Source organism: Psychrobacter glacincola, assembly GCF_904846075.1.
GTDB classification, from domain to species: domain Bacteria; phylum Pseudomonadota; class Gammaproteobacteria; order Pseudomonadales; family Moraxellaceae; genus Psychrobacter; species Psychrobacter glacincola_C.
The window spans coordinates 1,022,775-1,036,758 of record NZ_CAJGZH010000001.1; the positions used below are offsets into that span (position 1 = coordinate 1,022,775).

At 42.7% G+C, this 13,984-nt stretch carries 10 protein-coding genes; 8 read left to right on the forward strand and 2 right to left on the reverse strand.

The window, feature by feature from the left end:
- The first annotated feature begins 127 nt into the window (after positions 1–127).
- The 6 genes from ispG to JMW85_RS04475 all read left to right on the forward strand — a co-directional run bounded on the left by ispG (position 128) and on the right by JMW85_RS04475 (position 8,869).
- On the forward strand, positions 128–1,243 hold the full coding sequence (ispG, locus tag JMW85_RS04450; protein WP_045444859.1) for a flavodoxin-dependent (E)-4-hydroxy-3-methylbut-2-enyl-diphosphate synthase: 1,116 nt from the start codon (positions 128–130) through the stop codon (positions 1,241–1,243).
- Between the two features lie 64 nt (positions 1,244–1,307).
- A complete protein-coding gene (hisS, locus tag JMW85_RS04455) occupies positions 1,308–2,597 on the forward strand; it encodes a histidine--tRNA ligase (RefSeq protein WP_201581067.1) in 1,290 nt (429 codons plus the stop codon).
- 55 nt (positions 2,598–2,652) lie between these two features.
- Positions 2,653–3,438 carry a YfgM family protein gene (locus JMW85_RS04460; protein ID WP_201581068.1) on the forward strand — a complete coding sequence of 262 codons (786 nt, stop codon included), beginning with the start codon at positions 2,653–2,655 and terminating at the stop codon, positions 3,436–3,438.
- 240 nt (positions 3,439–3,678) lie between these two features.
- On the forward strand, positions 3,679–4,887 hold the full coding sequence (gene bamB, locus JMW85_RS04465; protein ID WP_045451756.1) for an outer membrane protein assembly factor BamB: 1,209 nt from the start codon (positions 3,679–3,681) through the stop codon (positions 4,885–4,887).
- A 381-nt stretch (positions 4,888–5,268) separates the two neighbouring features.
- On the forward strand, positions 5,269–6,711 hold the full coding sequence (gene der, locus JMW85_RS04470) for a ribosome biogenesis GTPase Der (RefSeq protein ID WP_055124475.1): 1,443 nt from the start codon (positions 5,269–5,271) through the stop codon (positions 6,709–6,711).
- A gap of 220 nt (positions 6,712–6,931) precedes the next feature.
- Positions 6,932–8,869, forward strand: a complete 1,938-nt coding sequence (locus tag JMW85_RS04475) for a sensor histidine kinase (protein WP_201581069.1) — start codon at positions 6,932–6,934, stop codon at positions 8,867–8,869.
- 309 nt (positions 8,870–9,178) lie between these two features.
- Here the strand turns inward: JMW85_RS04475 and JMW85_RS04480 are convergent, their stop codons facing one another.
- Both JMW85_RS04480 and JMW85_RS04485 read right to left on the reverse strand, forming a co-directional pair.
- On the reverse strand, positions 9,179–10,345 hold the full coding sequence (locus JMW85_RS04480; protein ID WP_045444873.1) for a D-alanyl-D-alanine carboxypeptidase family protein: 1,167 nt from the start codon (positions 10,343–10,345) through the stop codon (positions 9,179–9,181).
- Between the two features lie 576 nt (positions 10,346–10,921).
- A complete protein-coding gene (locus tag JMW85_RS04485) occupies positions 10,922–11,359 on the reverse strand; it encodes an MCR_0457 family protein (RefSeq protein ID WP_045444876.1) in 438 nt (145 codons plus the stop codon).
- 629 nt (positions 11,360–11,988) lie between these two features.
- Here JMW85_RS04485 and surE point away from each other — a divergent pair.
- Positions 11,989–12,801 carry a 5'/3'-nucleotidase SurE gene (gene surE, locus JMW85_RS04490; protein WP_201581070.1) on the forward strand — a complete coding sequence of 271 codons (813 nt, stop codon included), beginning with the start codon at positions 11,989–11,991 and terminating at the stop codon, positions 12,799–12,801.
- Positions 12,802–13,078: 277 nt separating this feature from the next.
- Positions 13,079–13,873, forward strand: coding sequence for a M23 family metallopeptidase (locus JMW85_RS04495; protein WP_055124472.1), 795 nt, complete (start codon positions 13,079–13,081; stop codon positions 13,871–13,873).
- The last annotated feature ends 111 nt before the right edge of the window (positions 13,874–13,984 follow it).

Sequence of the window (13,984 nt, forward strand, 5' to 3'; positions counted from 1 at the left end):
AAGCGGCTAATTTTGAATGCTAGTCTTATCGACTGCTGTACAAGATTTATTTTTAAAAGTTGCTATCTGCAAGCTATTATAAGTGTATTTTTTCTGCGTTTTTTCGCTTTAATTGAAGGGTTTGTCTATGTCAACGTCAGCGCCTATTAACCGTCGCCTTACCAAAAAAATATATGTCGGTGATGTCGCGATTGGTGGTGATGCGCCGATTAGTGTGCAGAGTATGACCAATACAGATACTTGCGATGTGGCAGCAACTGTCGCCCAAATCGAACGCTGCGTTGAAGCTGGTGCGGATTTGATGCGGGTGTCGACGCCAACGATGGATACGGTCAAAGCTTTTGGCGAAATTCGTAAGCTGGTCAGTGTGCCTTTGATTGCAGATGTGCATTTCGACCACAAGATTGCGTTAGCAGTTGCCGAAGCAGGGGCTGACTGTCTGCGTATTAATCCAGGTAACATCGGTAGCGACGCCAAAGTACGTGAAGTGGTCGCCTGTGCCAAATATTACAACATCCCTATTCGTATCGGTGTCAATGCAGGCTCGCTCGAAAAAGACATTCAGCGCAAATATACCGAGCCAACTGGCGAGGCGATGCTTGAATCAGCCATGCGCCATATTGATATATTAGATCGTCTAAATTTTGATCAATATAAAGTATCGGTTAAAGCCAGCAATGTGTTTTTGACCTTGGATGCGTATCGCCTGATTTCTGCCCAAATTGATAATCCGCTGCATTTAGGCGTCACCGAGGCGGGCGTTTATCGTACGGGCGCGGTTAAATCCGCGATTGCACTTGGCGGTTTATTATTAGATGGCATCGGTGATACCATTCGTATCTCACTGGCGGCAGAGCCTGAAGAAGAAATTAAAATCGGTTTTGATATTTTAAAATCGCTAAATATACGTTCTAATGGTGTCAACTTTATTGCGTGCCCAAGCTGCTCGCGCCAAGAGTTTGATGTGATTAGAGTCATGACCGCTTTAGAGTCGCGCTTAGAAGACATTCGTGAACCGATGAACCTGTCTGTGATCGGCTGTAAGGTAAATGGTCCTGGTGAAGCGAAAGAGGCCGATATTGGCATTGTTGGTGCCGCGCCAAGATCCTTGGTATATCGTATGGGTGAAAAAAGCCATCTTATCGATACCGATAATTTGGTCGATGAAATAGAAGGCATGGTACGCGCACATGCCGAAGATTTGGCTAAAAAACGCGAGAATGAGATTATCCGCGTAAAATAAAACACTATTATGAGCAAAAAATAAAAGAGACACTTGTTAAAATTTTTAAGGATACGACCGTACCATGATTAAAGCTATCAAAGGGTTTAATGATATTTTGCCTGATCAGTCCGCAAAATGGCTGCATTTAGAATCGATATTGGCTGAAGTACTGGGCAGATACGGCTTTGAGCATATTCGCTTGCCAATCGTTGAGCAAACCGATTTGTTTGCGCGTGCCATTGGCGGTGCGACTGATATTGTCGAAAAAGAGATGTATAGCTTTACCGATAAATCTGAGCCACCAACGCCGTTGGCTCTACGCCCCGAAGGTACAGCAGGTGCAGTACGTGCTGTGATTGAGCACAACTTGCTGCGCGGTGATACGCCTAAATTATGGTATATCGGTCCAATGTTTCGCTATGAGCGTCCACAAAAAGGTCGTTATCGTCAGTTTCATCAAATAGGTGTTGAAAGCTTTGGTAGTGCCTTACCAGATGCTGACGCTGAGCTGATCGCGATGACTCATCTAATGTGGCAGGAGTTGGGTCTAAAAGATGAGATGCGTTTAGAGCTAAACAGTCTGGGCGAAATTGATGAGCGTTATGCTTATCGCGAAGCATTGGTTGCTTATTTAACCGATAAAAAAGATCAGCTGGATGAAGACAGCAAGCGCCGCTTGACCACCAATCCGCTACGTATTTTAGATAGCAAAGAAGCAAGCACCCAAGCTCTATTGGTAGACGCGCCTAAGCTTGCTGACTTTTTAGGTGAAGAAAGCGTGGCGCATTTTGAGCAAGTACAAGCCTATTTAACAGAGCTGGGTATTAATTTTGAGATCAATCCACACTTAGTACGCGGTCTTGATTATTATAACAAAACGGTTTTTGAGTGGGTGACCGACAAGCTTGGTAGCCAAGCGACCGTTTGTGCGGGCGGCCGTTATGATGGTTTGATCGGGCAACTAAAATCCATCGGTACTCATGGCAATAAGCCAGTAAAATCTGAGCCTGCTGTTGGATTTGCCATGGGGCTTGAGCGTTTATTACTATTAATGGAAGCGGTTGCGCCGATTGCTGATGTTCCAGCTTGTGATGTTTTCGTGGTTGCGCATCCAGAAGTTTATAGTGCTGGTATTGGCTATGCTCAACGCCTACGCTATAGTCGTCCAGATATTCGGGTGAAAATGGCGAGTGCGACGAGCCTAAAAGCGCAAATGAAGAAAGCCGATAAGTCAGGTGCTGCATTGACCGTTATTATTGCGCAGCAAGAGCTGGATGATAATACCCTCAGCGTTAAAGACATGCAGACGGGCGAACAACAGACGGTTGCGACAGATTGGCTGTCGAGTAAAGAAAATTTTATCCGTCAGTAATCGATTGCGGTTTTAGCATTAGCAATTTAATAACACTTTTATCAGGTAAACACATATGGCTCTGACACCCAATTCGCCGAATGCAGACAATTCAATGCAAGCGTTAAAGCAGTATGGCAGCTATATTGTCACTGCGATTTTGTTGGCACTGGCCGCTTATTTTGGTTGGACATATTGGCAGGACAACCATGCGCGCGTAGACACCGTTGCAGCAGATCATTATGCAGACATTCAGCGGTTGAATGAAGAAGTCAGTTTGGCCTCACAAAACCCTGATTTGGAAGCAGAAGCACAAGCAGCACTTGCCCAAAGTCGCACCCAGCTAAATAAAGATATTGATGCGCTAGTCAGCAAGCATGGTGATTCGGTTTACGCTTGGCAGGCACTGATGATTAAAGCGCGTCAGCAAGTAGATAATAATGAATTTGCCGAGGCAAGTGAAACCCTCAAAAAAGCATTGGCTATTGACTTAGGTGATGCAGGCTTACAGGCAATTACTCGTTTGCGCTATGCGACAACGTTACTGGCGGCGGGCGATACGGATGCTGCATTAGCAGAAGCCAACAATGATATGCCAAGCTCATTTGAAGCCAGCCAACAAGAGTTGTTAGGGGATATTTATTTGGCACAAGATAATAAAGACTCAGCGATCAAGTCTTACAATAATGCTTGGGAGTTGTTACGCAACCGTCAAGAGACGCGTGCAGTATTGGCATTAAAGATGGAGAGTCTGGGCATCGTACCTGAGCCTATCGACGAACCAGTCAGTCTGATTCAAGAGTCAAGTAGTGCTGCACAGCCCTTAGTGGAAGAAAATGCTGCTGGCGAGGTTGCGCAATAATTGTACAGTGACAAGCGCTGTTAACCAATAATAGCGTTTGCGTTCTACCTAATGCCTGATAATTGCTAGTCAATAGCGCGTATCTATAACCGTTCTACAAGCTAAGTGGTGCAGTAAAACAGCATCGGATGGACAGCCAGCACTCATTGAATGTGCTTGGTGAGTACTAAGCGCCGATCTTACATTTACTGATAACCAATTTACTAATTAATAATAATTTATTTGTAGTGAGAACTCATAATGACTCAATCTATTCGCTCTAGCAAGATATCAAAAGCTAAAACCATCAAATCGACGGTGATGCATGTGGCAGTATTGGCAGTGATGAGCACTGCGGTGATTGGGTGTAATCGCGGTATTAAACCCGTCGTCAATGATCCAGTCAAGCTGGTACAGATTGCTGAGCCTATCAGTGTGTTGCAACCGGTTTTTAGCACAGATATTGGCAATAAAAAAGCCAGTAAGAAAGATCCATTAGACTTGCAAGTAGGTTATGTCAATGGCCAAATCGTCACTGCATCGCGCGGTGGGGACTTGACCGGCTTTAACAGTGCAGGCGAACGTTTATGGTCGATCAACGTTGGCGATCAAATCACGGGCGGCGTTGCTTTAGATGCTTTAAGCCAAACAGCGATTATTAGCACACGCGGTGGTCAAGTGATGGCATTTGATAGTGTGACTGGCGCAAAACGCTGGCAGAAGCAGTTATCAGGATCAGTATTGACACCCGCTTTAATTACCAATAACCGTGTCATTCTATCAGCGAACGATGGCTTTTTACATGGCTTGTCACTACAGACAGGTCAGTCTGTCTGGCAGTTTGCCACACAAGTTCCAGCCATCAGTGTGCGCGGTAGTGCGGCGCCAACGTTATTAGATAGCAAAACGGCATTATTGGCGACTGCTGATGGTCGTTTACATGCGGTGACGACTGATAGTGGTTTACCGCAGTGGTCAAGACGTGTTGGCGTTGGCACTGGTAGTAGTGAAGTTGAGCGCATGAGTGATGTCGATGGTACGCCGATCGTCGATAAAAACCAGCTATTTGCCATCAGTTATAGTGGTCAGTTATTAGGTATTGATTTGGCTTCGCGTCAAGTCATGTTTGTCAACGAGCTTGCCAGCTTAAAGTCACTTGCTGTAAATAACCAGCAAGTGATTGGTACCAGCTTAGAGGGCAAAGTGGTTGCCTATAATCGCAGTAATGGTGAGGTTCTTTGGGAAAGTGAAGAGCTGGCTTATCGTCATTTAACCAATCCTGTAATGATTGGCAATTATATTGCCGTGGGTGATTTTGACGGCATGGTACACTTATTTGATCCAGCTAGCGGTAAAATCGTTAGCCGTGTACAAACTAAGGGTGCTTTGAGTAGCTTGCAAGTACAAGGCAGCCGTTTAATGACACAGAGCACATCAGGACAGGTTGCTATTTGGCAATTAGCCCGCTAAGCTTTTTATCGGTTAATGCTTACTTAGATAGTATGTTTGATATTATCGTTAAGCCAACGGGTTGATTGCAATTTTAGAGAACACAAACGCTGCTTCGTCAGCGTTTAGTGCCTTGTGTAAATTGCTTGTTTAAATACAGGCTTTCGCGTACTCTATGCGACCGATGCGCCGTAGGTGTTATCCATATATATTATTTATTTATCATTTAGTCATCCTATGTACCACTTGCTAATTGTAAAATAGCTGACTATTATTTTTGCTATTGTTTTATCATTCATTTTAATTTGCGGTCAAGAGCAGCTTATTCACGACTACTGTTATATCACTGGTTATAAGAATAACTGTACTGCCCGCCATTGTGCCTTTCACTGAGAGTAACCCATGAGTATCAAGCCTGTGGTCGCCTTAATTGGTCGTCCAAACGTCGGTAAATCTACCTTATTTAATCAGTTCACAAAAAGTCGGCAGGCATTGGTTGCTGATTTGTCAGGACTGACTCGTGACCGTCAGTACGGTGATGCTACCTATGAAGACAAATCTTTTATCGTTGTAGACACTGGTGGTATTGGTGAGGCAGATGATGGTAGCGGCAACATTGATGACTATATGTCTGAGCAATCGCATACAGCGATTCATGAAGCAGACATCATCGTATTTGTGGTGGATGCTCGTGCTGGTATGATCGGTGCAGATGCGGAGATTGGTAAGTTTTTACACACCCTTGGCAAACCAGTCTATGTGGTTGCCAATAAAGTCGATGGTGCTCACGACGCTGCACCTGCCGAATTTTATGCATTAGGATTGGGTGAGCCATATCCGATGGCGGCAAGTCATGGTCGCGGTGTCGGTAATTTGCTTGAAATATTGACGGCTGATATGCCTGAGCAAGAGAATGTCGTAGAGCCAAAAGGTTTGAAGTTAGCGATCATAGGTCGTCCAAACGTTGGTAAATCTACGCTAGTCAATCGTCTATTGGGTGAAGACCGAGTAGTGGTTTTTGATATGCCCGGTACCACGCGTGACAGTATTTATATTCCTTATACACGTGAGGGTAAGGACTACGTCTTAATCGATACTGCTGGTGTACGCCGCCGCGGCAGAATTGATGAAAAAGTAGAAAAATTCTCGGTCATTAAAACCCTGCAAGCAATCGAAGATTCTAATGTAACCGTTATTGTTATTGATGCGCATGAAGGTATCGTTGATCAAGATTTGCATATGATTGGCTATGCGCTTGATGCGGGTCGTGCTCTAGTTGTTGCGATTAATAAGTGGGATGGTCTGACTGCTGATCAGAAAAATTATATCAAGATTGAGATGGATCGCCGCTTTAACTTTATCCCTTATGTAAAAGTGCATCTAATCTCAGCACTACATGGTACGGGTGTGGGTAATCTATACCCGTCTATCTTGCGTGCTTATAAATCTTCGATGTTTGAAGTGTCAACCAATCGTTTGACTCAGATTCTGCAAGATGCGGTGACAGCCAATCCACCACCAACGGTTGCTGGTCGCCGTATTAAACTGCGCTTCGCTCACATCGGTGGCCACAATCCGCCCGTGATTGTCATTCATGGTAACCAAACCAGTGCATTACCTAAGAGCTATCAGCGTTATCTGGAGAACCAATTCCGTCAAGTATTTAAGCTCGAAGGCACGCCGCTCAACGTTGTCCTTAAACAAAATGACAACCCATATGCCAACAAGAGCGATACGCCAACCAAAGCGAAGACGCAACAGTTGCGCCAACGCGAGCGTAATCGGGCACAGAAATTTACTACCAAAGATAAGCAGAAATTCACCAATAAAGATAAAAAGCGTTAATTTAGCAAAATGATGACGGTCTTTATATTGTTGTAGTAGATAAAGACTGTTTTATTCTATTGTTCATGCTTCTCTGTAATGTGCCATATCATGATGATTATATCGGTCATCATGATATATTAATACGTTGTTAAGTTTTATTAACATGTGATATTTCCCTCACTACTCCTACAAAATACCTGTACTATAATCAAAAGTTTTCTTAACTCAGTTAAGTAATATGAACAACCGTCCCTCTCAAACCATCTCTACGCTTATTTGGCGTTCTGTCGTACAAGCCATTATTTTGGCTGTGTTGGCAGGCTTCTTGATGTCTATCGTTTATGGTTTGTTATACCACTATAAAGAGAAGCGTCAGCATATCCAGCAATTGGCTACCATGTTGACCACCAGCGCATCGACAGCCGATGGTGCTGATATCGTGGCTGAGCAAGTGAGATTCTTGTTAGAAAGTGAACCCAGCATTAGAAGTATTTTATTTTATTCAACACCCAAACCTATTGATGAAGTTAATCAATCCAGAGATGATTGGAAGAATGCCTTATTTGCAGATACTGTCAGCTTCAATTATCCCGTTACCAGTGACGATATCGGTGATGATAGCGCGCTAGATACGTTAAACAGCAGTCAGCAATTGTCCACGACTTTATCAAATGGTGAGCAAGAATCGTCAGCGTCTAGTGAGGCCAATAAAAATAGCGCGTTAGTTGGATATATTAATCTTACTTTAGATGTGAACACCCTGCGTTCACATTGGTTTCGAAGCAATATATTGCTATGGCTTATTACCACGATATTGACGGTACTTTGGGTATTGTACATTCTGCGCAAACTCAAATGGCCAATCAGAGATATTGAAGCTTTGAAAGAAGTCTGTCACATCGTTGTGAAAAACCCAGAGCTTGAGCAGTTACCAGTGATTCCACAGCTTTTTGAATTTCAGGAACTGGTACAAATCAAGCAAACTTTGGCTGTATTGTTTGATCGTTTACAGAAAGTCCAACAAGATTATGAGGCGCTTGCGATTTTTGAGCAGCAATTACACAACAAAGACGTATCCCTCGATGTGCAGCTGCATAACTTTCAAAGCATGATCACCCATGAGCTGAAAACTTCGCTAAATGCTATCGTAGGCGGTTTACAGCTGTTAGATTACGATACCCTCAATAGAGAACAAAAAGATGCGGTTGAAATTATCAGTGACGGTAGTGATAAATTGGTGTCGTCGCTTGATCATATTATCCAATTGAATCTAATACAAAAAGGTCAGATGAGTATTAATTGTATTGCGTTCAATCCATTGCAGTTAATCGCTGATCTGTTGGCAGAATATGAGCCTATTGCTCGGCAAAAAAGGCTAGAGTTGATTAGCCGTATTCATCATATAGACTATGGTCTGGAAGGGGATGCGGAAAAAATAAAACAAATATTATCGATATTACTGAGCAATGCGATTAAGTTTACTCCAGTGGGGCAGGTGACTATTACGTCGCAATTGACCCATTTTGATAAAAGCAATCGTTGGCAAATTAGTGTTAAAGATACAGGTATTGGTATCGATAGCACTCATATCGATGATATTTTTAATCCGTTTTTCCAAGTGGATTCATCACAAACTCGTCAATATGAAGGCTCAGGTGTTGGTTTGCCAGTCGTCAAGCAAATGGCTCAGCTGATGGGCGCTACTATAGAAGTAGATAGCACGTTAGGGTCAGGTACCCAATTCATGCTGACCATATCGATGACCAATAAACAGCAGTCTCGGCAGCAGCATTTGTTGGCTGGATTGACTATTATTTACTATTATTATCATGAAGTCGGGTTTTTAGCGAAAGAGCTAGAGCGTTTAGGCGCGACTGTCATTTATCGTCAGCATGAAGCACTGGTTATAGAGGAGATGAGTATAAGACAGGTGAATATGGTGATGTTTGCGGAAGATATTTTTCCAAGTAAAGCTGAGTCGTTAGCCAAGCGTATTCGTCAATTTGAAAGTGAACATCGGGCTTTATTGGTATATTGGTATCCACCACATCGAGCGAAGCAGTTAGATAGCTTTGAGCATGGTTTAAAAGCAGCTGGTGTCGATTACTGTTATAGCGCCACTTATAAAGACAAAGCATTAAGCGACTTGCTCAAGCGCTGGCTGGTATGGACGTAATAGATCGAAATATTTGTCACGCTTACCGTACTAACCTCGTTTAATGTACTTCGTTGCCTCTCATTTACTGTAAATAGTTTCGAACATCGTATTTTCGACAAAGGTGCTTGCTTTTAATTTGAAAAATATGATGAACGAGAGCAAACCTGCTAATTCTAATAAATCAGTGTTTATCACAGTCTGATGATGACACTACTTAATAGCAATAATAAAATCTGTGCGGTGACTGAGGACATAAAAAAGACGCCCCGTTTTGAGGCGTCTTTTTTGTCAGTAATGTTCTTGAGAAATAGCTTTTACTAATATTCTCTAAAACAGATTTTGTGCCCAACGTACGACACGCTGCCAAGTGCGGCTCATAAAGCCTGACTGCTCGATATCACTGGTCGCTATAATAGGCACTGAAGCCACCGCTTTACCATCAATAACCGCCATCATTTTGCCAATTTCTTGACCTTTTTTGATGGGTGCTTCTAGGCTCTCAGGAATATCTACCACAGTCGTGATTTTATTTTTTTGCGTTTTGCTGGTTAGAATTTGCAAATTATCCGCAGTGACTAGTTCGACTTCATCAGCTTCACCGAACCAGACTGGAACTTTGCTGACGAATTGTCCAGCAGGTGCTTTGGTGACAGTAGTGAAGTGGCCAAAGCCCCAGTTGAGCAGCTCACGTGATTGATCGGCACGTGCTTGCTGGCTCTCTGTTCCCATAATCACAGAAATCAAGCGCATGCCATCACGATTGCTTGAAGCCGCTAAGCAATAGCCTGCGGCATCAGTGTGGCCAGTTTTTAAACCATCGACGGTAGGATCGGTTGCAAGTAGAGCATTACGGTTACCTTGAGTAATACCGTTATAGGTGAACTCTTTTTCTGCATAAATACCATAATAGTCACCGCTATTCTTGATAATAGCACGTGACAATTTGGCCAAATCTAGTGCTGATGCCTCATGCCCTTCGTCAGGCATACCAGTAGAGTTGACGAAATGGGTATTTTTCATACCAAGTTTTTCTGCTTGCTCATTCATCAAGATAGCAAATGAGGCTTCGCTACCAGCGATATGCTCAGCCATAGCTTTTGAGGCATCGTTACCTGATTGAATAATAATACCGCGTAGCATGTCGATAACACTCGCAGATTTATTTACCGGCACATACATGCAAGACTGGCTGCTACTACCACGACACCAAGCATTTGGACTCATTATGACTTGGTCATCTTCTTTGAGGTCGCCTGATGCTAAGCGCTGCTCAATGATGTAACTGGTCATCATTTTTGTCAAAGACGCTGGCGGTAGCGACTCATTGGCGTTCTTTTGTGCCAAAATCTCACCAGTATTATAATCCATCAATACATAGGCGGTATTATCCATCTCAGGCGGCTGGATGGCTGCGTTTGCCATCACTGCACTCATAGAGATACTCACACCGACTACCAGCTGCACCAGCTGATTTTTTACACGCTTTACTGTCATATATCGTTACACCGCATCATGAAACCAAATGTATCTACCGCTTGTACCTTGCACTAAATCTTATGCATCATTTTAAGTAGCCTGTCTTAAACATTCTGTTTAAAAACAATGTATTAATAAGAGTGGTGATGGCTGAGCGACAGACATAAAATTAACGCCTTATCTTAGCAAAATGCCAACCGATGGGGAATCGATAAATGCAAAAAAAGACCCGATTAAAAAGAAAGAGTAGTAAGAAGTAAACGTTTGCTCAGACTAGGACCGCCACAATGTCTCGAATAGAAATAATTCGACTGTCATAAAAAAGCTTACGGTCATCCTGTTGGTATAAACAGAATTATCGTAAGCTTTTTTGTTACTTACAAGCCTGATGAACAAGCTTATAAGGTGTCGCTAAATAGCCCATATTCAACGTTCCAAGACAGATAATGCCATGATTTATTGTCATTAATTATAGCTGACTTTATCAATTTAGAATCAATGCTGGGGCATAGCTATTGTAAGAGATATCATAGGATGTCTGATAAGTAAGCCAATTATGATGTTGTAATTGTTGAGCTTAGTTATGATATTCCACTACTGGTATTCAGCATTCGCCAAATCTTCGCATAGAGCTTTGTTATCTTGTTTAGAGAAGCCCATTGTCCAGCTACGAATGCCTTGTAATATCTGGCGATAATCTTGCTGAGTGGATAGATATTGAATCGCTGCTTTTGGATCTTCTAAAGACGGCATCAACTCGTGAAGCTGCACGTTATAAGATTTATAAAAGCGCTGTTTTTGTTTGCCATTGAGCATCGGTGGACATATCTCTGATAGCACTTGCATGACCGCAATTTCATGCTTAGTAACATTGATGCCAGACATATCTAGAGGTATGGTCGTAGCAGAATTATTCGCCGCAAAGGATGCTTGAGATAGCATGGCAACAGACGTTACCAGTCCTGCAAGACTAATTTTGGACGCCGTCTTTGCTATCACAGAAGCTATAGATAATATCGATTGATTTTTCATGCAGTATTACACTCGCTTATCTTTATTTAATGGTGATATGTTAATGGGTAAAAAAACAAAAGTCACATAAAATATTGATTTATGTGTAGATATCTTGTGAGCCAAAGCTCTTTTTGAGCAACATATCAGCAGCATAGACTCATAAGTTACGTCAGCATAAAAATATAAGTTTGTATTGTTGTAAGGTGTTGCCTATTGTAACGTCATGCCAAGTTTTTTTGCTGTTATTGATGCAGATATCATAGAGATAAAATTATAAATTGGATAGATTCTGCGCAAAGACTGAGTTCGTGTCAGCGTATTATTAGGGTATAATCGCCCAAAATTATAGTGGCATCTACGTTTTGCTATATCAGTTTTTCCATATCCATGCTGTGATATAAACACAGTGTCATTTTACTTTGATAGCGGTATGGCTTTTTTAACTTTTATAGTAAATTCAGCTATCATTTGACGCTCGCTAAATGCTTTTTATAAATACTATTTATGTAGAAAAAGTCAATGTAGATGTCAGTATCAACAGTATAATCACACAATCTAACCACCATTTTCGGGTCTGATTATAGCAATTTTATGCGGCTAAAGTTCATAAGTGGACAGGCGGTCATTAATGAGTATATTGAGTGAGAATGAAATTTTTAATTAGTAATGATGATGGGGTTTATGCACCAGGGTTATTGGCATTATATCAAGCCCTGTCTGCTATTGCAGAGGTGGTAGTGGTTGCGCCAAACAGTGAGCAAAGTGGCTGCGCGAGTGCTTTGAGCCTATCGATGCCATTATATACTCATCAATTGGATTCTGGTTTTATAGCGGTAAATGGCTCGCCTGCGGATTGTGTACATTTGGCATTGCATGAGTTGTATCCTGATACGCGTTTTGATAGTGTGATTACTGGTATCAATTCTGGTGCCAATCTTGGTCAAGACGTTTTATTTTCGGGTACCTTTGGTGCTGCATTAACCGCACAGCTCTTTGGAATACCTGCCATTGCGACCTCCCTAGTGGGCGGCAGCGTCAAAGGAGAAAAGCAAGAGCAGACCAGTCATTATCAAATGGCGGCAGCTGAAATTGTTAAATTATTGATAGAAACATCGATATTAGATGCTTGCAAAAATTTGCCCTATCATGTATTAAACGTTAATATTCCTGATGTGGATAGTGCTGATGAGATCAAAGGTCGGAAAATAACGGCGTTAGGGCACCGTCAGATTGCGCGTCCTGTACATCATGTGGTCGATCCACGTGGGCGTGATGCTTATTGGTTGTCGCTACGTAAATGCCCACATGAGTTGCCATTAGAAACTGAAGGTTTGCAGTCCTCCACAACAGATCTGACGGATGATCAAGCGGTAGCGGCGGGTTATATTAGTCTATCGCCAGTGCGCCTGCATCATACGCCAGCAGACACGCTTAAAACGCTGTCGGCGTTAATGCTATAAATTTACGCTGCCAAAATGCGTCAAACAGCTGGTCAATATCCTGATATTATCTGCGCTATTTTTCTTATTTGGCTGCCATTTATCTCATTTTTATCACCATTTTCAAAATGAGGACACGCCTTAGAAAATGGTTTACTATCGAGTGATTGATAATGATATTTGCCAAATACTAAATACTAAATACTAAATACTAAATACTAAACGGTATAAAAGTTAGCAAAATGCTTGTGAGTAACACAAGGAGTTTGTGAGTAACATAAAGAATAGGAAATCTTGTATGAAGAAGCTTATTGCTGGATCGCGCTTTGCAACAGTGGCATTGATAGGTACTTTAACAGCAGCAACGTTAACGATGGTGGGCTGTGCAACCAAGCCTACTTACCAATCAGCCAACCAAGCGGGACCTAAGATTATTACCAATGCACAAGGCGTTCCTAACTACCATCGTGTACAGCGTGGCGATACGGTCAGCCAGATTGCTGAGCGCTATCGTCTCAGTTACCGTCAAATCGGTTCGCTCAATGGTTTGGACAGCAAGTATACGATTTATAGTGGTCAATGGCTCAAGCTGTGGCAAGGTACGCCAGCCGATAACAATCGTTATAACGCGCCTACAACGACACAGCCAACGTACAGACCACCTGTAACGAGCGTGCCTAATAATAGCTCACAAAACCCTGTATACGAAGTGACGGCTAACGCAACGTCAGGCTATGAATATCCAAGTCGCAATCAAGTGACCCGTAACTTTGATGCGGCAGCGGGCACGATGGGTATGTGGTTTGCTGGTAATATCGGTGATCCCGTACTTGCTAGCCAATCTGGCACGGTACTGTACTCGGGCGATGGTCTGCCAGAGTATGGCAATCTTATTATGATTCGTCATAGTGATAATTACATCACAGCTTATGCGCATAATAGTCAGCTACTGGTCAAAGAAGGCGATGCTGTACAGCGCGGTCAGCGCATTGCAAACATGGGTAACAGTGGTCAAACCAATCAGGTCGGCTTAGAGTTCCAAGTGCGCTTAAATGGCAATCCTATTGATCCACGTGCGGTACTGGGGCGTTAAACGTGATGCCAAGTTGTGACTGATTTGGCAAGTTTAGTGGCTTTATTCAGAGCGCTTGAATTTCAGAGTGTTTGAATAAAGCCGCCTTAACTAAATCGGTTTATTTGAGTC